At 61.7% G+C, this 24305-nt stretch carries 21 protein-coding genes and 3 tRNA genes; 10 read left to right on the forward strand and 14 right to left on the reverse strand.

Annotated elements, in window-relative coordinates; translation table 11 throughout:
• Positions 1–103: 103 nt before the first annotated feature.
• From T5B8_RS02675 to T5B8_RS02705, 7 genes are read left to right on the forward strand one after another with little or no spacing between them, the layout of a single operon-like run.
• On the forward strand, positions 104–670 hold the full coding sequence (locus tag T5B8_RS02675; protein ID WP_353176002.1) for a DUF4040 domain-containing protein: 567 nt from the start codon (positions 104–106) through the stop codon (positions 668–670).
• Positions 670–1122 (forward strand): Na(+)/H(+) antiporter subunit B, encoded by a 453-nt coding sequence (locus tag T5B8_RS02680; protein ID WP_353176004.1) that lies wholly within the window; start codon positions 670–672, stop codon positions 1120–1122. The genes T5B8_RS02675 and T5B8_RS02680 overlap by 1 nt, the downstream gene beginning before the upstream one ends.
• Positions 1119–1631 carry a cation:proton antiporter subunit C gene (locus T5B8_RS02685; RefSeq protein WP_353176006.1) on the forward strand — a complete coding sequence of 171 codons (513 nt, stop codon included), beginning with the start codon at positions 1119–1121 and terminating at the stop codon, positions 1629–1631. Before T5B8_RS02680 ends, T5B8_RS02685 begins: the two co-directional genes overlap by 4 nt.
• A 20-nt stretch (positions 1632–1651) precedes the next feature.
• On the forward strand, positions 1652–3118 hold the full coding sequence (locus T5B8_RS02690) for a monovalent cation/H+ antiporter subunit D family protein (RefSeq protein WP_502950774.1): 1467 nt from the start codon (positions 1652–1654) through the stop codon (positions 3116–3118).
• Positions 3115–4572, forward strand: a complete 1458-nt coding sequence (locus tag T5B8_RS02695; RefSeq protein WP_353176010.1) for a monovalent cation/H+ antiporter subunit D family protein — start codon at positions 3115–3117, stop codon at positions 4570–4572. The genes T5B8_RS02690 and T5B8_RS02695 overlap by 4 nt, the downstream gene beginning before the upstream one ends.
• Positions 4573–4592: 20 nt before the next feature.
• A complete protein-coding gene (locus T5B8_RS02700; RefSeq protein WP_353176012.1) occupies positions 4593–4856 on the forward strand; it encodes a hypothetical protein in 264 nt (87 codons plus the stop codon).
• A 1-nt stretch (position 4857) separates the two neighbouring features.
• Positions 4858–6552 carry a Na(+)/H(+) antiporter subunit D gene (locus tag T5B8_RS02705; protein WP_353176014.1) on the forward strand — a complete coding sequence of 565 codons (1695 nt, stop codon included), beginning with the start codon at positions 4858–4860 and terminating at the stop codon, positions 6550–6552.
• Between the two features lie 781 nt (positions 6553–7333).
• On the opposite strand, the gene dnaQ is transcribed toward T5B8_RS02705, so the two are convergent.
• Genes dnaQ through T5B8_RS02720 form a run of 3 tightly spaced genes read right to left on the reverse strand, consistent with a single transcriptional unit; the run spans position 7334 to position 9275 of the window.
• On the reverse strand, positions 7334–8059 hold the full coding sequence (gene dnaQ, locus T5B8_RS02710; protein WP_353176016.1) for a DNA polymerase III subunit epsilon: 726 nt from the start codon (positions 8057–8059) through the stop codon (positions 7334–7336).
• Positions 8060–8088: 29 nt separating this feature from the next.
• Positions 8089–8529 (reverse strand): ribonuclease HI, encoded by a 441-nt coding sequence (gene rnhA / locus T5B8_RS02715; protein WP_353176017.1) that lies wholly within the window; start codon positions 8527–8529, stop codon positions 8089–8091.
• On the reverse strand, positions 8526–9275 hold the full coding sequence (locus tag T5B8_RS02720) for a class I SAM-dependent methyltransferase (RefSeq protein ID WP_353176019.1): 750 nt from the start codon (positions 9273–9275) through the stop codon (positions 8526–8528). The genes rnhA and T5B8_RS02720 overlap by 4 nt, the downstream gene beginning before the upstream one ends.
• Before the next feature lie 35 nt (positions 9276–9310).
• Here T5B8_RS02720 and gloB point away from each other — a divergent pair, with 35 nt between their 5' ends.
• The 3 genes from gloB to T5B8_RS02735 are packed head-to-tail and all read left to right on the forward strand — an operon-like array spanning position 9311 to position 12641.
• Positions 9311–10087 carry a hydroxyacylglutathione hydrolase gene (gene gloB, locus T5B8_RS02725; RefSeq protein WP_353176021.1) on the forward strand — a complete coding sequence of 259 codons (777 nt, stop codon included), beginning with the start codon at positions 9311–9313 and terminating at the stop codon, positions 10085–10087.
• Positions 10077–11822, forward strand: a complete 1746-nt coding sequence (locus T5B8_RS02730; RefSeq protein ID WP_353176022.1) for a LysM peptidoglycan-binding domain-containing protein — start codon at positions 10077–10079, stop codon at positions 11820–11822. The genes gloB and T5B8_RS02730 overlap by 11 nt, the downstream gene beginning before the upstream one ends.
• A 36-nt stretch (positions 11823–11858) precedes the next feature.
• Positions 11859–12641, forward strand: coding sequence for an enoyl-ACP reductase FabI (locus T5B8_RS02735; RefSeq protein ID WP_353176023.1), 783 nt, complete (start codon positions 11859–11861; stop codon positions 12639–12641).
• A 397-nt stretch (positions 12642–13038) separates the two neighbouring features.
• On the opposite strand, the gene T5B8_RS02740 is transcribed toward T5B8_RS02735, so the two are convergent.
• The 11 genes from T5B8_RS02740 to T5B8_RS02790 form a co-directional block, all read right to left on the reverse strand.
• A complete protein-coding gene (locus T5B8_RS02740; protein WP_353176025.1) occupies positions 13039–13260 on the reverse strand; it encodes a hypothetical protein in 222 nt (73 codons plus the stop codon).
• Positions 13261–14105: 845 nt separating this feature from the next.
• Positions 14106–15983: a SurA N-terminal domain-containing protein gene (locus tag T5B8_RS02745; RefSeq protein ID WP_353176027.1), complete on the reverse strand. Its 1878-nt coding sequence runs from the start codon at positions 15981–15983 to the stop codon at positions 14106–14108.
• Positions 15984–16206: 223 nt separating this feature from the next.
• Positions 16207–16283, reverse strand: a tRNA-Asp gene (locus T5B8_RS02750).
• A gap of 137 nt (positions 16284–16420) precedes the next feature.
• Positions 16421–16497 (reverse strand) — tRNA-Asp (locus tag T5B8_RS02755).
• Positions 16498–16509: 12 nt separating this feature from the next.
• Positions 16510–16585, reverse strand: a tRNA-Val gene (locus tag T5B8_RS02760).
• Positions 16586–16628: 43 nt separating this feature from the next.
• Positions 16629–16901: a non-specific DNA-binding protein Hbs gene (hbs, locus tag T5B8_RS02765; protein WP_006915476.1), complete on the reverse strand. Its 273-nt coding sequence runs from the start codon at positions 16899–16901 to the stop codon at positions 16629–16631.
• A 220-nt stretch (positions 16902–17121) separates the two neighbouring features.
• A complete protein-coding gene (gene lon, locus T5B8_RS02770) occupies positions 17122–19509 on the reverse strand; it encodes an endopeptidase La (protein ID WP_353176029.1) in 2388 nt (795 codons plus the stop codon).
• 145 nt (positions 19510–19654) lie between these two features.
• Positions 19655–20932 (reverse strand): ATP-dependent Clp protease ATP-binding subunit ClpX, encoded by a 1278-nt coding sequence (clpX, locus tag T5B8_RS02775; RefSeq protein ID WP_353176030.1) that lies wholly within the window; start codon positions 20930–20932, stop codon positions 19655–19657.
• Positions 20933–21030: 98 nt separating this feature from the next.
• Positions 21031–21684, reverse strand: coding sequence for an ATP-dependent Clp endopeptidase proteolytic subunit ClpP (gene clpP, locus T5B8_RS02780; RefSeq protein ID WP_353176032.1), 654 nt, complete (start codon positions 21682–21684; stop codon positions 21031–21033).
• A 49-nt stretch (positions 21685–21733) separates the two neighbouring features.
• Positions 21734–23059 carry a trigger factor gene (tig, locus tag T5B8_RS02785; RefSeq protein ID WP_353176034.1) on the reverse strand — a complete coding sequence of 442 codons (1326 nt, stop codon included), beginning with the start codon at positions 23057–23059 and terminating at the stop codon, positions 21734–21736.
• Positions 23060–23180: 121 nt separating this feature from the next.
• Positions 23181–24176, reverse strand: a complete 996-nt coding sequence (locus T5B8_RS02790; RefSeq protein ID WP_353176035.1) for an aldo/keto reductase — start codon at positions 24174–24176, stop codon at positions 23181–23183.
• Positions 24177–24305: the final 129 nt, after the last annotated feature.

Genomic DNA, 24305 nt, shown 5'->3' on the forward strand with positions numbered 1-24305 from the left:
CTCTGGCAGCGGGAAGCCGGTCGTGTAGCATTGGGCTGTCATCACGCTGGCAGACCCTGGCCGGACGTGCATTGCCGCGGTTCACCGACGACAGGATTGCCCCGTGACCACGGATATCGCACTCAACATCGTTCTGCTGACTTTCATGGCCATTACCGGCCTGGCGATTGCGCGACTGCGTAATCTGTTTCCGGTGGCGATGCTTACCGGCCTCTACAGCCTGCTTTCGGCGAGCCTGTTCACCCTGCTCGATGCCGTGGATGTCGCGCTTACCGAAGCCGCCGTCGGCGCGGGCGTGACCACGGTATTGTTTCTGGCCACCTTCGGGCTGACCCGGGCTCGGGAAAAACCGGTGCCGCGTTCGCGCACGCTCATCGGTCTGGCCGTAACCGTACTCACCGGCGCGGTACTGGTTTATGCAAGCCTGGATATGCCGCATTTCGGCGCTCGTCATACGCCGGTCCAGGATCACCCGCTACGTGATCGCTATCTGGAAACCGTCAGCGAAGAAATCGACGTGCCCAATACGGTCACCGCGGTCCTGGGTAGCTATCGTGGCTACGATACGCTCGGTGAGGTGGTGGTGGTGTTCACTGCCGGCATCGGCGTACTCATGTTGCTTGGCGTGGCCTGGCGGCGTCCTGCCAAGCCTGAAAAGCGAGATCGCTGATGCGTGAACATACCGTTTTACGGGTCGTCACCAAGGTGTTGATCGCCCCCATCCTGCTGTTCGCCCTGTATGTGCAGTTCCACGGCGACTACAGTCCGGGCGGCGGTTTTCAGGCGGGTGTCGTATTTGCTGCGGCGATCATCCTGTATGCGCTGATCTTCGGTCTGGCCGAGGCACGCCGCGCGGTTTCACCCAACCTGCTGCGTATTACCGGCGCGCTCGGGGTACTCATCTTTGCTGGCACCGGCGTCTATGCCCTGCTCAAGGGCGGCAACTTTCTCGATTACGACTACCTCGCCCACGACGCGATTCATGGCCAGCACTACGGGCTGATACTGGTCGAATTCGGCGTCGGCCTGACCGTGGTATCGACGATTACTTCGATCTTCTACGTCTTCGCCGGGCGCGGTCGGCGTAACGACAGCGAGTCAACGCAAGGACGCTCGCAATGAATCTGGGCGCTTTCGTCGACAATTTCTTCGGCCTGTTCAACTACTGGGTCGTCATCGTGCTGATGATGATCGGGTTCTATACCGTCATCTCGCACGACAACCTGGTGAAAAAACTCATCGGCCTGAACCTGTTCCAGACGGCGGTGTTCGTGTTCTATATCAGCATGGGCAAGATCAGCGGTTCGACCGCGCCCATCCTCATGCACGGCGAAGGCAGCGAAGAGGTGCTCTATGCCCATCCACTGCCGCATGTACTGATCCTGACCGCGATCGTGGTCGGGGTCTCCACGACCGCCCTCGGTCTGGCGCTGGTGGTGCGTATCAACGAGGCCTACGGCAGTATCGAGGAAGACGACGTGCTCGAGGCCGACTTCGAAACCCAGGAAGAAGAAACCGAAGAAGAGGCCCAGCGTAGCGCGCGCGCCGAGGCCCGCCAGGAACGAGAAAGCGAAAACCTGGACCACGATGACGGCCGCGAAGAAGATGACGACACGGAGGCGCGTTCGTGATCGAAGCCTTTTTCGCGCAAATGCCGGCGCTGGTCATCGTGGTGCCGCTACTGGCGGCGCCGTTATGCGTATTACTGCATCGTGCCGGCCCGTCCTGGTTCGTGTATTGCCTGGCCAGTTGGATCTGTTTCGGTCTGGCCTTTCTGTTGTTCGTTCAGGTCAAGATCGGCGGCCCGATCAGCTATGAAATGGGCGGATGGCCGCCGCCCTTCGGTATCGAGCTGCGTCTGGATGCGCTCAATACCGTCGTCCTGCTGCTGGTGACCGGTATCGCGGCGATCAGCAGCCTCTACGCCAAGGCCAGCGTCGCGGCCGAGATCGCCAAGGAGCGCGCCTACCTGTTCTATGCCGCGCTGCTGTTGTGCTTTTGCGGGCTGGCGGGGATTACGGTCACCGGCGATGCCTTCAACCTGTTCGTGTTCCTGGAAATCTCATCGCTGTCTTCCTACGGCCTGATCGCGATGGGCAGCAAGCGCCGTGCACTGTTGTCGGCGTTTCAGTACCTGATCATGGGCACGATCGGCGGGACGTTCCTGCTCATCGGTATCGGCTTGCTGTTCATGATGACCGGCAGCCTGAATATGGCCGATATCGCCGCACGCCTGCCGGCCGTGGCCGATACGCGTACCGTCGAGGCGGGCCTGGCCTTTATCGTGGTCGGCGCCAGCCTGAAGTTCGCGCTTTTTCCGCTGCATGTGTGGCTGCCCAACGCCTACACCTATGCGCCCTCGAGCGTGAGTGCATTCATTGCCGCGACCGCGACCAAGGTGGCGCTCTATGCGCTGATGCGGTTCCTCTTTACCGTCTTCGGTGCGGCCTATGCCTTCGGCCATCTGCCGCTGGGCGAAGTGCTGATCGTGCTGTCGGTAGCGGCGATGCTGTCCGGCTCCATGGCGGCGATATTCCAGACCGACGTCAAACGCCTGCTGGCCTGGTCGAGCATCGCCCAGATCGGCTATATCGTGATGGGCGTTGCCCTGGCGAATCCGCAGGGCGTGACGGCTTCCGTGGTGCATATCGTCAACCATGGCCTGATCAAGGGCGCGCTGTTCATGGCCGCCGGGGCCATGTTCTGGCGTCTGCGCACGATCTCGCTCAACGATATCGCCGGTCTCGGGCGTGAGATGCCGATCACCTCGGCGGCGTTCGTGGTGGCCGGGCTGTCGCTGATCGGCGTGCCGGCGACCGGCGGTTTCATTAGCAAATGGGTGCTGCTGGAAGCGGTCATGGCGCCAGGCCACTACTGGCTGGCGATCGCGATTCTGGTGAGTTCGCTCATGGCGCTGATCTATATCGGTCGCGTTGTGGAAGCGTTGTATTTTCGTGAACGTCCCGAGGGTCAGCCGCCGGTCGGCGAGGCGCCCGTACTGATGCTGGGCGCGACCTGGACGCTGGTGCTGGCCAACATCGTGCTCGGGCTGTATGCGACACCGCTGATCGGCGCTGCCCAGCGTGCAGCCGCCGCGGTACTGGGAGACGGCGCATGAGTGCCCAATGGCTCGCCTGGCTGGTCGCATTTCCCGCGCTCATGAGCCTGCTCGTCGCGGCGACCGGGCGCTGGCCCAACCTGCGCGAAAGCGTCAGTGTCGCCACGGCCATCGCGCTGTTCGCGGGCATCGCGTTGTTTGTTGAACCGGTAACCGCTGGCGCGCGTCCGTCACTGACGCTGTTCGAAATTCTGCCCGGCGTGGGCCTGAGTTTTACCCTCGAACCGCTGGGCCTGCTGTTCGCGCTGGTGGCCTCCGGGCTGTGGTCGGTAACCACCGTTTATGCCGCCGGTTACATGCGTGGCAATGAAGAGCATGCCCAGACCCGGTTTTTCGTGTGCTTCGCCCTGGCCATCTCTGCCGCAATCGGCATCGCCTTTTCCGGCAACCTGCTCACGCTGTTCATCTTCTACGAGATGCTCACGCTGTCGACCTATCCGCTGGTTACGCATCACGGCGATGTCGAATCCCGCAACGGTGGGCGTGTGTATCTGGGTATCCTGCTGACGACGTCGATCGGCTTTTTCCTGCCGGCGATCATCATCACCTATTTGCTCACCGGCAGTATCACCTTCGATGAGGCCGGCCTGTTCGGCGACGCCGGGCTCGGCGTGCTCGGCGCCGGCGCGCTTTATGCCCTGTTTCTCTACGGCACCGGCAAGGCCGCGCTCATGCCGTTTCATCGCTGGCTGCCGGCAGCGATGGTGGCGCCCACCCCGGTTTCCGCATTGTTGCACGCGGTGGCCGTGGTCAAGGCCGGCGTGTTCATCGTGCTCAAGCTCACGGTGTATGTCTTTGGCGTTCAGTTTCTTGCCGACACCGGCGCATCCGAACTGATGATGTGGGTCGCCGCGATCACGGTGCTGGGCGCATCGCTGATCGCAATGACGCGCGATAACCTCAAGGCGCGTCTGGCTTATTCCACGGTCAGCCAGCTGTCTTATATCGTGCTGGGTGCGACCATGGCCTCGAGCCTGGGTATTCTCGGCGGCGGCATGCATATCGCCATGCATGCCTTTGCCAAGATCACCCTGTTCTTCTGTGCCGGTGCGATCTATACCGCCACCCATCGCAAATACGTGAGCGAACTGGACGGGCTCGGCTATGCCATGCCGATTACCTTCTCGGCATTTTTCATCGCCTCCGTTTCGTTGATCGGGATTCCGCCGATGGGCGGCATCTGGAGCAAGTGGTATCTCATGGAGGGCGCAGCGGACTCCGGGCATACCGCAATCATTCTGGTGCTGGCACTGAGTTCGCTGCTCAATATCGTGTACCTGCTCGAAATCCCGACCCGGGCGTTCTTCCACAATCCCCGCCCGGATACACCGCGCAACTGGCATGAGGCGCCCTGGGCCTGCGTGATTCCGCTATCGATTACCGCGGCCGGCTGTATCGTGTGGTTCTTCTACCCGCTGCCGTTTCTCAAACTACTGGCGCCATGGGCGCCGTAGCCCGATGAGGTGTGTCTGACATGTTGATCGAACGCAACCCGCAGCAATACCGCCGACCCAGTACGCCGGCACGCACCCGCTGGGCACGGGTGTTGTATGTCGTGTGTGCCCTCACACTCGTGCCCAGTCTGTTCATGCACCCGCATGCCGAATTCGGTTTCGCGGAGCTGCCGGGCTTTCATGCGCTGCTGGCGTTTGTGACCGGTTGTGTACTGGTGCTGGCCGCGATCGTGCTGCGCAAAATCATCATTCGGCCCGAAGACTACTACGAGCACCGCACCTGACATGTTGCCCGTCTGGCTGAACAACCCGGGGATGCTGCTGATCATCGCCGGCTGCGTGATCCCGATACTGCCCTATCGTTTGCGTATGGCCGTGCTGCTGGGCGCGCCCGCGGCAAGCCTGATCTGGCTGTGGCAGATTCCGCTGGGCACGACCACCTCCATGGCGTTGCTCGACTACACGCTCACCCCGCTACGGGTGGACGGTCTGGCCTTTACCTTCGGCGTGATCTTCAACGTCGCCGCGTTTCTGTCCGGGCTGTACATGGTGCATACGCACAGCCGCCTGGAGCCCGCGGCCGCGCTGGTCTATGCCGGCTCGGCATTGGGCGCGGTACTGGCCGGCGATCTGGTCACGCTGTTCATGTTCTGGGAAGTCACGGCCATCGCCTCGGCGTTGTTGCTGGTCATTCGCGGGCTGCGCGATGCCATGATCGTGGCGCGGCGTTATCTGCTCGTGCAGATCGGCTCGGGCCTGTTCCTGATGGGCGGCGCGGCGATCTATATTCATGCCACCGGCGATCTCGCCTTTGGTCATCTGGGCCTGGATGCACCGGGCAGCTGGCTGATTCTGCTCGCGTTCGGGATCAAGGCCGCATTCCCCTTGCTGCATAACTGGCTGCAGGATGCCTATCCCTCGGCGAGTGCGACCGGCACGGTGGTGCTGTCGGCGTTTACCACCAAGATGGCGATCTATGCGCTGGCCCGCGGCTATGCCGGCACGGATCTGCTGATCCCCATTGGCGCGGTGATGACGATCTTTCCGATCGTCTATGCGATGCTCGCCAACGACCTGCGCCGGGTGCTGTCCTACAGCCTGAACGTACAGCTGGGTTTCATGGTGGTGGCCGTGGGCATCGGCACGGAGCTGGCGATCAATGGCGCGGCAGCCCACGCGGTGACCCATATCCTCTACAAGGCACTGCTGTTCATGGCCATCGGCGCCGTGCTGCGCCAGACCGGCCATGTGCGCGCGACCGAACTCGGCGGGCTGGCGCGTCAGATGCCCTGGACGGCGGCCTTCTGTGTGATCGGTGCGGCATCGATCAGCGCATTCCCGCTGATGGCCGGCTTTGTGAGCAAATCCCTGATTCTGGCTGCGGTCGCACACGAACACTGGGCCGGTACCTGGATCACGCTCACCGCTGCCTCGGCCGGCGCGCTGCTGTATGTCGGCATCAAGATTCCGTATTTCGCCTTCTTCGCGCCCAATGACCAGATCGAGTGCGACGAGGCACCGCGCAACATGCAACTCGCGATGGGGCTGACCGCACTGGCCTGTATCGCGCTCGGGCTCATGCCCTCGCTGTTGTATTCGATTCTGCCTTATCCGGTCGATTACAACCCGTACACGGCCAGCCATATCGTCAGTCAGCTGCAGTTGTTGGCGTTTTCCGCGCTGGCCTTCTGGCTGGCCTGGCGCGCGGGCCTCTACCCGCGCCCGAAACGCGCGGTCCATCTGGATACCGACTGGGTCTATCGCATGCTGCTGCCCCGCTTTGGCTACGCGGCCGAACGTGTCTATCACGCAGTAGTGGCCAAATTCGGCGGTGGCATGAACCAGCTGGCCGAACGCGGCATGGGCCGGCTGCGCCTGCGCTATGACGCGCGCGGGGTGATGTCGCGTACCTGGAGCACCGGTTGGATGGTGCTCTGGGTCGCGCTGCTGTTGGTGGTCTATCTGATGCTCTATTACTGATTCGGCGTCAAAACAGCGGACCTGATCCGCTATTTTCAACGCAGCCGCTCAGGCGAGGGAACACGTCTCGCCATGCCCGCTTTCAACCGGAAAACTCGCCGGCAGGAAAGGCGCGCAGATCACCCAAATCGAAGACAGGCTATCGCGGGCGTTCGCTGCCGCCTGGCGCAAGGGCCACGCGCTAGTTCATCTGTGTAATCTGCGGCTCCTGATAAAGAACGAAGCCATCAAACGCGCGATTATTGATCGGAAAGTTATTTATCCACAGATTACGCCGATTACGCAGATTTATTGATTCGGTAGGGGCGAGCAATCGACGGTATTGGCGCCTTGGCTTTGGCGGCAGTCGCGGTAAGGCAGCATCCGCAGATCGACACAGATCACGCAGATCCAAGACAAGCAATCGCTGTCGTGTAACGCATGAGCCACGTGCTTGTTCATCGGTGTAATCTGCGAAATCTGCGGCTCTTCTTGAAGAACGAAACGATCACACGGTTACTTGCCGAAATCCGCACACGTGGTGGTGCGTCTGCGGACTGTCTTTAGCATGCGGCGCGAACATCAGAGCAACGGTCCTCGAACAATCTGACGTCCGTCTTATTCGCGTATCTTCGCGTTCATTTGCGGACACCCTGCCTGCTCGAGACGGGCCGCTGCGTTTCATACTTAACCGAGAAGTTATTTATCCGCAGATGACGCCGATCGAAGACAGGCAATCGCGGTCGCTCCGCGGTCGTCTCGTCTGGCGATGGGCTCGGTGCGCGGCTGCGGCGGCCGGCGTCTAAGCCTCGTCAAGGCTGCGCCACAAGCAGCGATCGCCACTGGCCTTGGCCAGCATGTCGAGATATTGGTCATGGGCGCCGCGTTCGGCATCACTGGCACGCGTCACGCGCGGGCGCCGCCCGGCACGGGCGAGATGATCGGCCAGCCCGGCGGTGGCCAGCGCCCCGCTTTCTTCGGTGTCTTCGCCAGCCAGACCGATATCAATCTGGCCGCCGGTCATGGCCAGATAGACATCGCCCAGCAGCTGGGCGTCCAGCAAGGCGCCATGCAGCTCGCGGTTGGAGTTGTCGATTTCGAAGCGCTTGCACAACGCGTCCAGGCTGTTGCGTTGGCCGGGATAGAGCTGGCGCGCCTCGACCAGCGTATCGATCACGCCCTGGCGCGATTCCAGTGGCTGATGGGCCGGGTCGACAAGTGCGAACTCGTGATTGAGAAAGCCCAGATCGAACGGCGCGTTGTGAATGATCAGTTCCGCGCCTTCCAGATACTCGGCCAGGGTCTGCGCGATTTCCGCAAAGCGCGGCTTGTCCTCGAGAAACTCCAGAGTGATCCCGTGCACATCAATCGCGCCCTGATCGATCTCGCGATCCGGGTGGATATACAGATGCAGATCGTTGCCGGTCAGACGCCGGTTGGCCAGCTCCACACAGCCGACTTCGATAATACGATGCCCCTGGGCGGGTTCCAGGCCCGTGGTTTCGGTATCCAGAACAATCTGTCGCATGCTTATCTCGTCACTTTACGTACGGGTGGTTAACGGCCCATCTCGTCGATGCCGCGGTTGGCCAGCGCATCCGCTGCTTCGTTACCCGGATCGCCGCTATGCCCCTTCACCCAGTGCCATTCGATCTCGTGGCGCTGGGTTGCCGTATCCAGCGCGCGCCAGAGGTCGTCGTTCTTGACCGGCTTTTTGGCGGCCGTTTTCCAGCCGTTGCGTTTCCAGTTGTGCATCCAGCTGGTAATGCCCTGGCGCACGTAATTGGAGTCGGTATGCAGCTCGACACGGCAGCTGCGCTTTAGCGCATTCAGCGCCTCGATCGCCGCGGTCAGCTCCATACGATTGTTCGTCGTATTGGATTCGCCGCCGCATAGCTCGCGTGTATTGTCGCCAAAGCGCAGCAGCGCGCCCCAGCCGCCGGGGCCGGGATTGCCGCGGCAGGCACCGTCGGTATAGATCACTACGGGTTCGCTCATCGGCGGCATCTTACGCGATGCGATGCCCGGTGCGCCAAACCCACGGCGGCGGGTTTACGCGCGCCCGGCAGGGCGTTGCGAATGGGCGTACGCGGCGCAACCTGACGCCGCGCCAGCAGGCCATACGCCTGCGCGCACCAGGCGACCGTGCGCGCGCTACGACGGTCCTCGCCGACGCGGTGATAGCCGCCGAAGAATGGAAAGCCCAGCCCGTAACGAATCAGTCGTTCCGGCTCGAATTCCAGCAGCCGCAACCAGTCGTACAGGCGCGACGCGCTTGGTGGCGCCGAACACGGCCTAAAGGCCGGCGTGCGGCGCATGGGCAGGCCCTGGCGCAGAGCCCAGAGCGACAGCGGGTTGAACGCCAGAATCACAACTTGGCCGCGCGCATTGAGCACGCGCGCACATTCGCGCAACAGCGCATGGGGCTCGGCGACCTGTTCGAGTGCGTGGGTCAGAATCAGCGCGTCGACGCTGCCCGTCGCCAGCGGCAGATGACGCCCATCGAAGCGAACGTCGGCCGAGCACGTCTTGCCATAGCCGAGCTGCCACTGGCACAGGGTGCTCGTACTGCCCAGCAGCGAACGATCGTGCCCCCACTGGCCGATCTGAACGCATCGATAGCCGGTAAGCTGCGGCAGCAGCTGGTCGAGCACGCGACGCTCGTACTGTACGAACAACCGTGCCCGCGACGAGCTCAGCCACTCGGCGCAATCGGTGTACTTGCCAGGCAGGAATCGAAACAATTGATTTTGCCTCAGGCGGTTGGCAACATTCGCAGATGCTCGAGATCACAGCACTTCCGGCTCTGTCCGACAATTATATCTGGGTCGTAAAAAACCCGGGCCAGAATACCGTCGCCATCGTCGACCCGGGCGAAGCAGCGCCCGTGCAGCAATACGTGGCGGAACATGGACTTGCCGTGGGCGCCTATCTGATTACCCACCATCACGGCGATCATGTCGGCGGCCTCGATGCCCTGCTCGCTGAACATCCCGCGCCCGTATACGGCCCGCGCGCCGAAGCGGATCGCATTGCGCAGATTACCGATGCGCTGGCTGGCGGTGATCGTTTTCATCTGGAATTCCTGGGCGTGGATTTCGACGTGATCGACGTGCCCGGCCATACGCTCGGGCATATTGCCTATGTCAGCCCCGGCGTGCTGCTGGCCGGCGACGCACTCTTTCGCGGCGGCTGTGGGCGCGTGTTCGAAGGCACACACGCCCAGATGCAGGCGTCGCTGGCGCGCCTGCGTGACCTGCCCGAGGCGACCGAAGTCTACGGCGGGCATGAGTACACGCAGAAGAATCTCGCGTTCGCGCAGACCGTGGAACCCGACAGCCAGGCGATCGCGACCGTCATTCGCGAAGTCGACCAGCTCCGGGCCAACGGCCAGCCGACACTGCCCGGTACGCTGGCCGAGGAACGCGAAATCAATCCGTTTCTGCGTTGGGACCAACCCGAGGTGATCGCGGCCGCCGAGCGCCGCGCCGGTCGATCGTTGACCGATGCGGGCGAAATTTTTGCCATCTTGCGTGAATGGAAGAATGCCTCTTAAGGCGAGTGGCGCGCTTGCCGCGCTGATCGCCGCGACCGCCCTGCTCTCGAGCGGCTGTGCGACGCAGGTGCCGGCGCCGCCGGCCAAGCCCGCGCCCACGCCGACGGCCAATCCGGCCCCGAGCCCGGCGGATACGGCCCCCGCAGTAAGCTCGGCGGCCGACGATGTGCAAGTCGACGACGACATCGATGAAGACGCCGAAGACGATCTCGAACTGGCCGGCGCGAATGCTGCCGACTGGCCGGACCCGGAAACCGATCTGTGGTCACAGATTCGCAACGGCTTCGAACTAGACGGCAATGGCAAGCGGCGTCGCGTACGCCGCTGGACCCAGCAGTATGCGACCCACCAGCGTCATCTCCAGGCCTCCCTGGATCGCGCGCGGCCGTTTCTCTGGCATATCGTCCAGCGTATTGACGAGCGTGGCATGCCCACCGAGCTGGCGCTGCTGCCGATCGTGGAGAGCGGCTACGATCCGGCGGCGCGCTCGTATATGGGGGCGAGCGGGCTATGGCAGTTCATGCCCGGCACCGCCGACCACATGGGCCTGTCGCGCGACTGGTGGTACGACGCGCGTAACGACGTAATCGCCTCCACCGACGCGGCACTGTCGTATCTGGACGACCTGCACAAACGCTATGGCGGTGACTGGCTGCTGGCACTGGCTGCCTACAATGCCGGGCCCGGTCGCGTGGATGCCGCGCTGGCCCGTGCCCAGCGTGAAGACCCGGATGCCACATACTGGGATCTCGAACTGCCGCTGGAAACTACCGAATACGTACCCAAGCTGCTCGCACTGCGCCGGATCATGTTCGCACCGGAGCGGTTCGGCTTCGACTGGCCGCTGTTGGACAACACGCCGCGCACCCGCGCGGTCGAACTGCCCAGCCAGACCGAAATCGCGGTCGCCGCGCGCATGCTCGACATGTCGGAACCCGAGCTGCGCCGGCTCAATCCGGCATTGCAGCGCTGGGCGAGCGCGCCGGGCAAAGGCTCCCGCCTGCTCGTGCCCGCCGGCAAGGCCGATGCTTTCAAACGGGCGCTGGCCAAGGCCACGCCCGGCATGCTCGTGCAGCGCAGTACGAACAGCTATACCGTGCGTCGTGGCGACGTGCTCGGCACGATCGCAGCGAAATATCATATGAGCGTGGCCGCCCTGCGCCAGGCCAACGGTCTGCGCAGCGACCGTATTCGTATTGGCCAGAAACTCACGATTCCGCGGACCGGCGCGCCCGGCGAGCCGGCCCCCGTGGCCGAACCGGCCCAGACCTACGTGGTGCAGAACGGCGATTCACTCTGGGAGATCGCACAACGCTACAACGTCGACGTGGCTGCCATGCGGCGCAGCAATCCGGGTGTGCGCACCAATCTGCGCCCCGGCCAGACACTCACCATTCCGGGCTCGGCGAGCCCGCCGGAACCCAGCACGCACGTCGTGCGCCGTGGCGACTCGCTCTGGGATATCGCCCGCGCCAACGATGTGACCATCGCCGACCTGCGCCGCTGGAACCGGCTCGAGCCCAACACACGGCTCCAGCCCGGCCAGTCGATCGCGGTCGACGGTCCGGCGCCCCTGCCTGATTTCTACGAGGTCGAAACCGGCGATTCGCTGTGGTCGATCGCGGCCCGTTTTTCGATGCAGGTGGCAACCCTGCGCAGCTTGAACGATATGTCGTCCGGGAGCACCATTCGACCAGGGCAACGACTGCGGCTGCAGCCGGTGTCTTCGAGTTGAACCAGCCCGTGCGGCGCGACGCTTAGAGGAGCAAACATGGGATTTCTAGAAGGCAAGAAAGCGCTGATTACGGGCCTGGCCAGCGAGCGCTCGATCGCATATGGCATCGCCCAGGCGATGCGCGAACAGGGCGCGGAAATCGCGCTGACCTATCAGGGCGAAAAGCTCAAGCCGCGGGTGGAAAAGATGGCCGAGGAACTCGGCGCAACCATCACCCTGCCGCTCGACGTGGCCCAGGACGCGCAGATCGAGGCTTTATTTACGTCGCTTGGCGAACACTGGTCGCAGATCGATATTCTCGTACACGCAATCGGCTTTGCGCCGCGCGAGGCACTCAACGGCAGTTATCTGGATACGCTCACGCGTGAAGCCGCCAGTATCAGCCACGATATCAGCGCCTACAGCTTCGGCGCCCTGGCCAAGGCGGGACGGTCGATGCTTTCGGATCGTGCCTCGCTGATCACCCTCACCTATCTCGGCTCGACCCATGTCATGCCCGGCTACAACATCATGGGCCCGGCCAAGGCCAGCCTCGAGTCGAGCATGCGTTTCATGGCTGCAGAACTGGGTGCCGAGGGCATTCGAGTAAACGCGATTTCGGCCGGGCCGATCAAGACGCTGGCTGCAGCCGGCATTCGCGGTTTCCGCGACATGCTCTCGCATGCCCGCGAGGGCGCGCCGCTGCGCCGTAACGTCACCCAGGAAGAAGTCGGCAATGCGGCCGCGTTCCTAGGCTCCGATCTGGCCTCCGGTATTACCGGCGAAGTGCTGTATGTCGATGCCGGTTATCACATCATGGGCGCAACCGCCGGCGCTTGAAACCGCCGCCCGCAATCGCGCTTACAAAAAGCGGCCTTCGGGCCGCTTTTTCGTTTGCGGCGCCCCGTGCTTAAGACCGTCGGCGAACACAGCACAATGTCGGCGGATTTCCGCAATCGACTCTGTGACCGTGTCGTTCTTCAAGAAATCCGCAGAGCCGGGGGCCTGTTCTCAAGCAGGCAGGTTATCCGCAAATGAACACGAAGACACGCGAATAACACGAAAGAGAGATCGCTGGAAAGCTAGGTGGTCTGCGGTTCGTGCCGCTTACTGAAGGCCATCCACATACGGTCGCCGATATGGGCTGATTTCGGTAATCGAGCATGTGATGGCTTCGTTCTTTAACAAAAACCGCAGATTTCGCCGATTACACTGATGAATAAGCGCGCGCGATGCATTACACCACAGGGATTGCTTGTCTTTGATCTGCGTGATCTGTGTCGATCTGCGGACGCTGCCTTACCGCGAATGCCGCCAAAGCCAAGGCACCAATGCCGTCGATTGCTCGCCCCGGCCAAATCAATAAATCCGGGTAATCGCCGTAAAACGCAGCGGGCAGGTCTCGAGCAGGCAGGTTGTCCGCGAATGAACGCCAAGACACGCGAATAAGACGAAACAACGATCACTCCGAAGGCTGGTGGCTCGATGTTCGCGCGGCATGCTGGAGACTGTACGCAGACGCGGCACGATGTAGGCGGATTGCTGCAATCGGCCGTGTGATCGCTTCGTTCTTTAACAAAAACCGCAGATTTTGCCGATTACACCGGTGAACAAGCGCGTGGCTCATGCATTACACGACAGGGATTGCTTGTCTTGGATCTGCGTGATCTGTGTGATCTGTGTCGATCTGCGGACGCTGCCTTACCGCGACTGCCGCCAAAGGCAAGGCGGCCAATGCCGTCGATTGCTCGCCCCGGCCGAATCAATCAATCTGCGTAATCGGCGTAATCTGTGGATCAATAGCTTCTTGACTGAAGAAACGCAGCGGGTTGGCCTCGAGCAGGCAGGTTGTCCGCAAATGAACGCCAAGACACGCGAATAAGACGAAACAACGATCACTCCGAAGGCCGGTGGTTTGATGTTCGCGCGGCATGCTGGAGACTGTACGCAGACGCGGCACGATGTAGGCGGATTTCGGCAATCGAGCGTGTAATGGCTTCGTTCTTCAAGAAGAACCGCAGATTCCGCAGATTACACCGGTGAACAAGCGCGCGGCTCATGCATTACACGACAGCGATTGCTTGTCTTGGATCTGCGTGATCTGTATCGATCTGCGGACGATATTACTTCGCACACAGCCAGCACGCAGGTTGGACGCTGTCTTCTTGCGCCACGCGCGTGGCGTCACGTCGTCCGCCGTCGGTTACGAGTGGCCGCACGACGTCTGAAGCCGACTATCGGGCACAAAAAAGCCGCGGCGTGATCGTGCCGCGGCTCGTTTGGTTGGCGCGACCGCAAGCGAACCTAGTTGATGCGGTCCTCGTTGATTTCGATATCTGTCTGCGTGCGCAGATACTCGCCCAGCACGGCATATTCGAGCCCGGCCATGTACTGGCGCTGCTGGCTGGCAAAGCGCTCGCGCGGCGTGCCCGCCTCGTCGGCCGGCGCCTCACGCATCGCGTCTACCGCGACCAGCGCGATACGTCCGTCCCGCGTCGGCGTGACACGAAAACCCGGACTGTCTTCGCTGGGCTGGGAGATATTGAACGCCGCTTCGAGAATACGCGGGTCGATCTGACGATCGGAGCGCTGAACAAAACCTTTCTGCTCGAGGGTCGCGCCATCGGCGGCCAGCGTTTGTAGCGACGTACCCGCCTTGGCCTTTTCCAACGCGGCATCGGCCGCGTCTTGTGCCTTGGCGCTGGCCTGACGCGCGATCACGCGCTCGCGGATGTCATCCTTGACCTCGGCCAGGGGCTGGCGTGTGGCCGGCTCGTGCTCGCTCACACGCACCACGACCTGACGCTCGGCGCCGAGCTGAATGGGCGTGCTATTAAGCTTGTCCTTGAGCACCGCATCGGTAAACGCAGCCTTGCGCACGGCATCGTACTGACCAATGCCCGCACCCTGCTCGCGGGTGATCCAGTCCGTGGTCTGAATCTCAAGCCCCAGTTCGTCGGCCAGGGTTTTCAGGTCGTTGGGTGCCTCGTAGGCCAGCGATTCGAGCCGATCGCTTTTATCGCTATAGGCCTGCTGTGTCTGCTGGCCCTCGGCAATGGCTTTGAGCTGTGCCTGGACCTTGGGATCGTCGAAATCGGCCTCGCTGGCCGGCGTGATCTTCGACAGGTGCACCAGATACCACGCGTTGCTGCCCTTGACCGGCGACGAGGTTGTATCCGGCTTGAGCTCGAACAGCGTGTTTGCGACCGCCTCCGGCAGATCGGCCGGGGTGGCGCTATCGATCGATTCGTAGTCCACGCCCTGGTCCGCGGCCGCACGGGCTTCGAGATCGCCCTCGGCGGATGCGACTTGCTGGACGGTATCGCGTGCCGTATCGGCATTGTCACCAATCGGCACACGGATGAAGCCGCCGCTGCGACGCTCGGGGTCGCCGAACTGCTGCTTATTCTGGTCGAATAGCGTACGCAGGGTCTGCTCGTCCGGTTCACCGGCGTCCGCTGCGGCATTACCCCGGTCGAGCGAAACATAGCTGAGCTTGACCCGCTCCGGGCGTTTGAACGCGTCAGGATGCTCGTCGTAATAAGTCTGGATATCGGCATCGCTGACTTCGATACCGTCGCGATAATTGGCCGGGTCGAAGGCCAGATAGCGCAAACGGCGCTGCTGGTTGGCCAGACGATAGGCCTGGTCGACCTCTGCCGGCGCCGCAAACGCGCTGTCGGTGATCTCGTTACGCAACTGACGGCTAGTCAGATCCTGACGGAGGCTGGCCTCGTATTGCGCCGGCGCGATACCGGCCTGGGCGAGCAGCGCGCGGTAGCGCTGCGGCGAGAACTCGCCGTTTTGCTGGAACTGGGTGTTGTTGCGGATCGCGCCAAGCAGCGCGGCATCGGTGACACGATAGCCGGCCTGCTGCGCGTACTGATCCATGACTTCGCGATTGATCAGGCCCTCGAGCACGGTTGCGCGCAGGCGCTGCGGATCGAGAATACTGGGGTCGAAGTTCTCCCCCATCATCTGGCGCAGGCGCTGATAACGCTGCTGATAGGCATTCTCGAGCTGGTTACGCGTGATATCGGTGCCACCGACGTTCGCGACCACCGGATCCGCAGACGGGGTGAAATACGAGCCGATCCCCCAGACACCGAACACCAGGGTAATAACGGCAACGACGACATAGGCCAACGGGCCACTGGCGTTGTCGCGAATTCTTTGCAGCATGGATCGCGCTCCGGCGGAAAAACTCTAGCTAAGACGCTGGCCAATGCAGGCTTTGACCGCGCTTTTTTTCGAAGTCGCCATTGTGCCGTATACGCGCCGCCCTTGGGAGGCCCAACGGCCAATATGGCGTGACGGGCGGCCAAGGCCTGTATCGCGCACATAAAAAAGGCCCTCCGTAGAGGGCCTTCGATACGTCCGAGTCGATGCGCACATCGACAAAGACTGGCGGAGCGGACGGGACTCGAACCCGCGACCTCCGGCGTGACAGGCCGGCATTCTAACCAGCTGAACTACCGCTCCGTATACAAGACCGTTCGAACGTTGTGAGCGAATACATCGTGTATTCGATCCAATGCCCGATACGGCCGGGAACAAAAAAAGACCCTCAAGGCGAGGGCCTTTGATTTACCCTAACCGAAGTCACCATCGGTTGAGACTGGCGGAGCGGACGGGACTCGAACCCGCGACCTCCGGCGTGACAGGCCGGCATTCTAACCAGCTGAACTACCGCTCCGAAACTTTATCTTGGTGGGTGCTGACGGATTCGAACCGCCGACATTCGCCGTGTAAAGGCGACGCTCTACCAACTGAGCTAAGCACCCTCTCCGGCGTGTTCGGTGTAACCGTTCACCCAGCGAAGGCGCGCTAGTTTACAGCGTCTTTCAACGCTTTACCAGCCTTGAAACCAGGAGTTTTGCCGGCAGGAATCGTAATCGACTGACCGGTCTTCGGGTTGCGACCCTGGCGTGCAGCGCGCTCGCGCACGGAGAACACACCAAAGCCGACCAGCGACACTTTATCGCCTTTCTTCAGGGCGTCGGTCACGGCGTCGATCATGGCGTCCACGGCGCGGGAAGCGTCGGCCTTGGACAGATCGGCATCATCAGCCACCGCGTCGACTAGTTCGGTTTTGTTCATAGCAAATATCCCCTGAGGAATGAAACGAGAATTCGATAAGGCGCCGGCTAAACCGACGCCCCGCAAATACGCCCGATGGCGAACGCATCGCCGACCATGCGCGTTCGCGAAGGCGCTTTCAAACGCCCGGCCGCGAACAATAAGCCGCTGTTATACCAAGCGGCTCTTTGTACCGTCAACAAAGGGTTACACCTCGTTGCGATCTGTCGCCTGCAGGCGACTAATGGGCCCGCAGACCGGCCGGATCACTCTTGCCCGGATTGTCGGGTGCCGTACCGTCATCGGCCAGCGGCTGCGGCTTGCGGGTGAGCGCGATCTCGAGCACTTCATCGATCTTGCGTACCGGACGGATATCAAGCCGATTCTTGATATTGGCCGGTATCTCCGCGAGATCCTTGGTGTTTTCGTGCGGAATGACGACGATCTTGATACCACCGCGATGCGCGGCCAGGAGTTTCTCCTTGAGCCCGCCAATGGGCAGCACATCGCCTCTGAGCGTGATTTCGCCGGTCATCGCCACGTCCGCGCGTACCGGGATCTGTGTGAGCGCAGAGATCATCGATGTACACATGCCGATGCCCGCGCTCGGCCCGTCCTTGGGCGTTGCGCCTTCCGGTACGTGCACGTGCAGATCCGATTTCTGCATGAAGTCGCGCTCGATCCCCAGCGCCGCTGCGCGCGAGCGGATCACGGTGAGTGCGGCCTGGATGGATTCCTGCATCACGTCGCCCAGCGAGCCGGTATGCAGCGGCTTGCCCTTGCCCGGCACGGCGGCCGACTCAATCGACAAGAGCTCGCCACCGACCTCGGTCCAGGCCAAACCGGTCACCTGGCCCACGCGGTCGTTTTCTTCCGCGCGGCCGTAACGGAACTTGGGCACGCCCAAATACTTGTCGAGGTTGCGCTTGGATACCTGCACCGAGCCGTCTTTTTCGTGGCTGATGAGTTCCTTGACGACCTTGCGACAGATCTTGCTGATATCGCGTTCGAGATTACGCACGCCGGCTTCACGCGTATAGCGACGAATGACGTCGGTCAGCGCGTTGTCGGAAATGGTCAGTTCCTCGTCCTCGAGGCCATTTTCCTTCATCGCCTTGGGCACCAGATAGCGCTCGGCGATATTGACCTTTTCATCCTCGGTATAGCCCGAAAGACGAATGACCTCCATACGATCGAGCAAGGCCGGCGGGATATTGAGCGTATTCGCGGTACACACGAACATCACCTGCGACAGGTCGTAGTCGACCTCGAGATAGTGGTCGCCAAAGGTGTTGTTCTGTTCCGGGTCGAGCACTTCGAGCAACGCGGAAGCCGGGTCGCCGCGGAAGTCCTGGGCCATCTTGTCGACTTCGTCGAGCAGAAACAGCGGGTTGCGCACGCCGACCTTGGCCATGTTCTGGATGATCTTGCCCGGCAGCGAGCCGATATAGGTGCGCCGATGACCGCGGATCTCGGCCTCGTCGCGTACCCCGCCCAGACTCATGCGCACGAATTCGCGATTCGTCGCCTTGGCGATCGAACGGCCCAGCGAGGTCTTGCCCACGCCCGGCGGGCCGACCAGGCACAGAATCGGGCCCTTGATCTTCTTAACGCGGCTCTGCACCGCGAGATTTTCGATGATGCGCTCCTTGACGCGCTCCAGACCGTAGTGGTCCGCGTCGAGCGTTTCCTGCGCGGTCTTGAGGTCGATCTTGGTCTTGGAGCGCTTCTTCCACGGCACATCGACGAGCCAGTCGAGATAGTTGCGCACCACCGTGGCCTCGGCCGACATCGGCGACATGCTCTTGAGCTTGTTGAACTCGGTGGTGGCCTTTTTCTTGACCTCCTTGGGCATGCCGACCTTCTCGATCTTCTCTTCGAGTTCGTCGAGATCGTTCGGCGCGTCGTCGATTTCACCCAGTTCCTTCTGGATGGCCTTCATCTGCTCGTTGAGATAGTACTCGCGCTGGCTGCGCTCCATCTGCTGCTTCACGCGGCCGCGGATCTTCTTTTCGATCTGCAGGACCTCGATCTCGGCATCGGTCTTGGCCACGATGTGCTCGAGACGCGCCTGGGCGTCCGCGATTTCGAGCACGTCCTGGCGCTCCTCGAGTTTGAGGTTGAGATGCGCGGCGATGGTATCGGCCAGCCGCCCGATCGAGTCCATGCTCGACAGCGAGGGCAGCAACTCGGCCGGCACCTTCTTGTTGAGCTTCACATAGGATTCGAACGTCGAAATGGCCGAGCGCATGAGCGCATCGGCTTCGGCGCTGTCGTCGGCATCGTCGTCGATGACGTCCCAGCTGGCCATGAGGCTGCCATCGGCTTCATGCAGATCGTGCAGACGGGCGCGATCTGCGCCCTCGACGAGCACCTTGACCGTGCCGTCGGGCAGTTTGAGCAGCTGCAGGATGGACGCAAGTGTGCCGACTTCGTAAATATCGTCGGCGCCCGGATCGTCGATATCCGCCGAGCGCTGGGCGACCAGCAGGATTTTCTTGTCTTCGGCCATCGCTGCTTCGAGCGCGGTGATCGACTTCTCGCGCCCGACAAACAGCGGAATCGCCATATGAGGAAAGACGACGACGTCCCGTAGCGGCAGAACAGGTACCAGGGTGTTGTCCGTCATTGGACCCTCGCTTAAAAAGCGGCCGGCATGATGCCGGCCACTGTGTATTTAACTATTAAGAATGCGGCTGACCGTACCGTTTTCAATCGGCACGGCGACCAACCGCACAGCCGCCGACGGCGCATTGCACGCCGTGCTCGCAGCTTCAGGCGCCAGCGCGCGTCGCGTCGGCGTTTTCATAGACGATATACGGCTGGGCATCGCCCTTCACCACCGCCTCGTCGACCACGACCTTGGAGACATTCTCCATGGCCGGCAGCTCGTACATGACGTCGAGCAGAATCGACTCGAGAATCGTACGCAGACCACGCGCGCCGGTCTTGCGCTCCATGGCGCGGTGGGCGATGGCCCGCAGTGCGTCTTCGCGCAGTTCCAGCTCGCAGTCTTCCATCTCGAAGAGCTTCGCATACTGCTTGGTCAACGCGTTCTTGGGCTCACGCAGAATCGAGATCAACGCCGTTTCATCCAGCTCTTCGAGCGTGGCGATCACCGGCAGACGGCCGACGAATTCCGGAATCAGGCCGTACTTGACCAGATCCTCGGGTTCGACGGTGGCCAGCATCGCTCCCAGCGAGCGCTGGTCGTCCTGGCCCTTGACCTCGGCCGAGAAACCGATCCCGGAACGGCCTTCGCGCGTCTGAATCGTCTTGTCCAGCCCGGCGAACGCGCCGCCGACGATGAACAGAATGCCGCTTGTGTCGACCTGCAGGAATTCCTGCTGCGGGTGTTTGCGCCCGCCCTGCGGCGGCACCGAAGCCGTGGTGCCCTCGATGAGCTTGAGCAGCGCCTGCTGTACGCCCTCACCCGAGACATCACGCGTGATCGAGGGGTTTTCCGACTTACGCGAAATCTTGTCGATTTCGTCGATATAAACAATGCCGCGCTGAGCCTTGTCGACATCGTAATCGCATTTCTGCAGGAGCTTCTGAATGATGTTTTCCACGTCCTCGCCGACATAGCCGGCTTCGGTAAGCGTGGTGGCATCGGCGATTGCGAACGGTACATCCAGCAGACGCGCGAGCGTTTCGGCCAGCAGCGTCTTGCCGCAGCCAGTCGGGCCAATCATCAGAATATTGGATTTCTGCAGTTCGACTTCGCCCTCGCCGGTTTCGGCATTCAGGCGCTTGTAGTGGTTGTACACCGCTACGGCCAGAATCTTCTTGGCCGACTCCTGGCCAATCACGTAATCGTCGAGCACGCGCTTGATTTCCTGCGGGCTGGGCAGGCCTTTCTTGGCCGGCTTGCTCGCGAGTTCCTCACGCATGATGTCGTTGCACAGATCCACGCACTCGTCGCAGATGAATACCGACGGACCGGCGATCAGCTTGCGGACCTCGTGCTCGCTCTTGCCACAGAACGAGCAATAGAGGGTACGCCCGGAGTTGGAATTCGAGCCGCCGTTGCTGTTGGAGTCTTCCGCCATGTTCTTAGGACCTCTTCAGTCTGGGCCTGCCATACGCCCTGTATGGCACACCGGGTAAACGCTTGTCACGGAATTTACATCCGCGGGCGTGCAAGCGCTTACTTGTTCTTATCGGCAGCCTGGGCCGAAAGTGCTGCACGCGAACTCAGCACATCGTCGATCACACCGTATTCCGTGGCGTCCTTCGCACTCATGAAGAAATCGCGCTCGGTGTCCTGCTTGATCTTGTCCAGCGGCTGACCGGTATGGTGAGCGAGCACCTCATTGAGCCGCTCGCGCGCATGCAGGATCTCGCGGGCATGGATTTCGATATCCGTGGCCTGACCCTGAAAGCCGCCCAGCGGCTGGTGGATCATCACCCGCGAATTCGGCAACGCATAGCGTTTGCCCTGCGCCCCGCCGGCGAGCAATACCGCGCCCATGCTGGCTGCCTGGCCCAGGCACATCGTGGCCACGTCAGGCTTGATGAACTGCATGGTGTCGTAAATCGACATCCCGGCCGTAATCACGCCGCCCGGCGAGTTGATATACAGCTGAATATCCTTATCCGGGTTGTCGGACTCCAGGAACAGCAGCTGGGCGACGATGAGGTTGGCCATATGGTCGTCGACCGGGCCCACGCAGAAAATCACGCGCTCCTTGAGCAAACGCGAGTAGATATCGAACGAGCGCTCGCCGCGGGCGGTCTGTTCGATGACCATCGGAATCAGCCCCAGATTCTGGGGCTGCATGTTGTCGTTATGTTCTGACATAGACTTTGGCTTTCCTTGCCAGGTCAGGGTTGTCGAGGCCCGGCCTCGATCAGCCGTTCTGACGCTGGGCGTTGAGTAGTTCGTCGAGCTCGGTCTCTTTTTCAGTCACAGTCGCGCCTTCGAGCAGCGTATCGACCACCTGCTCTTCCATGACCATTGCCTGCAGGCCCTGCATGAGCTGCGGGTTCTGCTGGTAATAGGCCTTGACCTGTTCGGCCTGATCGCCGTAGCCGGCCGCGACCTCTTCCATCTTCTGGGAGACGCGCTCCTGATCGAGCTCGATCTCTTTTTCGGAGATAATCTCGGCGATCAGCAGACCCAGGGCCACGCGACGTTCGGCATTTTCACGCAGTACTTCGTCGGGCAGCAGCTTCTTGGCCTGTTCTTCGTCACCCTGCATTTCGCGCGGCATGCGCTGCAAGGCTTCCTTGCGCATGCGATCGATTTCCTGGGCCACCATCGACTCGGGCACTTCGATCGGGTTGGCGGCATGTACGCCGTCCATGATCTGGGTCTTCACACTGGTATCGACCGCGTGCTTGGCTTCCTGCTCCAGCGATTCGCGCACCTTGTCCTTGAGCGCATCGACGCCGCCTTCCTCGATGCCCATCTGCTTGAGGAACTCATCGTCGATTTCGGGCAGCTTGGCTTGCTTGACCGCCTTGACGGTGACATCGAAAGTCGCCGTCTTGCCGGCCAGATCCTTGGCGCCGTAGTCCTCGGGGAAGGACACATCCACATCGAACTGCTCGTCGGCCTTGCGGCCCACCAGCGCGCGCTCCAGATCGGGCAGGAACTGCTGCTCGCCGATATTGACTTCGATATCGTTGCCGGTGCCGCCTTCGAAGGCTTCACCGTCGATACGACCGACATAATCGACGACCACCTGGTCGCCGTCCTGCGACTCGCGATCGACCGCTTCGTAGGTCTTGTTCTGTTCGCGAATGCGATCGATGGTCTTGTCGATATCGGCATCGGTGACTTCGACCACCGGCTTTTCGACGGTCAGGCCGTCGAGACCAGTGAGTTCGATTTCCGGATAGACGTCGAAGCTGGCCGTGAACTCGAGCGGGCCGTCTTCGTTGACTTCGCCGAGCTCGATCTGCGGCTGGCCGGCCGGCTTGAGCTCGGCCTTTTCGATCGCTTCGGGATAGACGCTCTGGATCAGCTCCCCGGCGGCTTCCTGACGCGCCTGGGCGCCGTAGCGCTGGTAAAGCACCTTCAACGGCACCTTGCCCGGTCGAAAACCCGGAATCTTGGCGTGCTGACCGACGCGCTTGACCTTGGCGTCGACCGCTTCGCTGACCCGCTCGGCCGGGATCTGAACCTTGAGGCGACGGGCCAGCCCACCGGGATTCTCAACAGAAACGTCCATTAACTACCTCTATCCAATCGTCTGGTATGTACAGCGCCGCCGGATTGCGGGCGCTGCTGCGAATATTGACCCACGAGTATATCAAGGCTGACCAGCCCGCTCGTGAAACCGCGCGTATCCGTTATTTCTCGCGTGCCGGCGGCGCCATGAATTCCGGGCCCACCGGGTCGACCACGTTCCGATCAACGATCTCCTTGATCTGCTGCCGGGCCGTCTCGTCCAGCTGCCAGCCCCAGACGTTATCGACCGCCTCGAGCTGCTCGGGCTTGCGAGCGCCCCAGAGTGCAACGCTGTTCGGATACTGATCAAGAACCCAGCGAATAGCCAGATCAAGCACGTGCTTGCCGTAGTTATCCTGGGCGAACTGCTCCAGCTCATTGACCGCCGCCAGATACTGGTCGAAGCGCGGCTGCTGGAACTTGGGATCGTTATTGCGCAGATCGTCGCCGGGGAATTCGCGGTCGGCATGCATGCGACCGGACAGCAGACCCCGGCAGAGCGCGCCGTAGGCAAGCAGACGCGTGTCGTGCTCACGCGCCCACGGCAGAACGTCCTCGTCGATCTGGCGTTCGAACAGGTTGTAGGGATTCTGTACCACGTCGATCGTGGTCACTTCGCTGAAGGCGTCCAGCTGCTCGGGCGTAAAGTTGGACACACCCACGGCCCGAATCTTGCCCTGCTCGCGCAGGGTGGCCATCGCGCTCGCCGTTTCATACATATCGACGTTCGGATCCGGCCAGTGAATCTGCAGCAGATCGATATAGTCGGTATCCAGACGACGCAGCGAATCGTCGGCCTCCTTGAGGATGCGATTCTTGGTGGCGTTGCGCGCCACCCGCTCTTTCGCATCCCATTCGAGCGCGCATTTGGTGGCCAGCGTCACCTTGTCGCGCAGGCCGCCCTGTTTGACTGCCTTGCCGACAATCTCCTCGGAACGGCCAAAACCGTACACCGGCGCGGTATCGATAAGCGTAATGCCGTGGTCGGGCGCGCTCTGGATGGTGCGGATGGATTCGGCTTCATCGGTGCCGCCCCACATCCAGCCCCCAATAGCCCAGGTGCCCAGACCAATGCGCGATGCGACAACGCCGTTGCCGTTCAGATCGAGTGTTTCCATGGACGCAGCTCTTGTCCTTTCGGATGTACAGCCATGGAAATGGGTGCGCTGGGCCGGCATTCAACAGCCATCGGCGCTCGATATGTACGCGAAGACGATATCGGGTAAGCGGCTCGAGCCATGCGGCGC

It is taken from the genome of Salinisphaera sp. T5B8 (assembly GCF_040361255.1).
In the GTDB taxonomy this organism is placed as follows: Bacteria; Pseudomonadota; Gammaproteobacteria; order Nevskiales; family Salinisphaeraceae; genus Salinisphaera.

Bases quoted from the DNA above. Each gene is read 5' to 3' on its own strand.
- T5B8_RS02690 (WP_502950774.1), top strand. From the start codon at position 1,652: ATGCCGGCGCTGGTCATCGTGGTGCCGCTACTGGCGGCGCCGTTATGC.
- T5B8_RS02695 (WP_353176010.1), top strand. From the start codon at position 3,115: ATGAGTGCCCAATGGCTCGCCTGGCTGGTCGCATTTCCCGCGCTCATG.
- rnhA (WP_353176017.1), bottom strand. From the start codon at position 8,529: ATGAGCGAACCCGTAGTGATCTATACCGACGGTGCCTGCCGCGGCAAT.
- hbs (WP_006915476.1), bottom strand. From the start codon at position 16,901: ATGAACAAAACCGAACTAGTCGACGCGGTGGCTGATGATGCCGATCTG.
- T5B8_RS02700 (WP_353176012.1), top strand. From the start codon at position 4,593: ATGTTGATCGAACGCAACCCGCAGCAATACCGCCGACCCAGTACGCCG.
- clpP (WP_353176032.1), bottom strand. From the start codon at position 21,684: ATGTCAGAACATAACGACAACATGCAGCCCCAGAATCTGGGGCTGATT.
- dnaQ (WP_353176016.1), bottom strand. From the start codon at position 8,059: ATGCGACAGATTGTTCTGGATACCGAAACCACGGGCCTGGAACCCGCC.
- clpX (WP_353176030.1), bottom strand. From the start codon at position 20,932: ATGGCGGAAGACTCCAACAGCAACGGCGGCTCGAATTCCAACTCCGGG.
- T5B8_RS02685 (WP_353176006.1), top strand. From the start codon at position 1,119: ATGAATCTGGGCGCTTTCGTCGACAATTTCTTCGGCCTGTTCAACTAC.
- T5B8_RS02705 (WP_353176014.1), top strand. From the start codon at position 4,858: ATGTTGCCCGTCTGGCTGAACAACCCGGGGATGCTGCTGATCATCGCC.
- T5B8_RS02745 (WP_353176027.1), bottom strand. From the start codon at position 15,983: ATGCTGCAAAGAATTCGCGACAACGCCAGTGGCCCGTTGGCCTATGTC.
- lon (WP_353176029.1), bottom strand. From the start codon at position 19,509: ATGACGGACAACACCCTGGTACCTGTTCTGCCGCTACGGGACGTCGTC.
- T5B8_RS02735 (WP_353176023.1), top strand. From the start codon at position 11,859: ATGGGATTTCTAGAAGGCAAGAAAGCGCTGATTACGGGCCTGGCCAGC.
- T5B8_RS02680 (WP_353176004.1), top strand. From the start codon at position 670: ATGCGTGAACATACCGTTTTACGGGTCGTCACCAAGGTGTTGATCGCC.
- T5B8_RS02790 (WP_353176035.1), bottom strand. From the start codon at position 24,176: ATGGAAACACTCGATCTGAACGGCAACGGCGTTGTCGCATCGCGCATT.
- tig (WP_353176034.1), bottom strand. From the start codon at position 23,059: ATGGACGTTTCTGTTGAGAATCCCGGTGGGCTGGCCCGTCGCCTCAAG.
- gloB (WP_353176021.1), top strand. From the start codon at position 9,311: ATGCTCGAGATCACAGCACTTCCGGCTCTGTCCGACAATTATATCTGG.
- T5B8_RS02730 (WP_353176022.1), top strand. From the start codon at position 10,077: ATGCCTCTTAAGGCGAGTGGCGCGCTTGCCGCGCTGATCGCCGCGACC.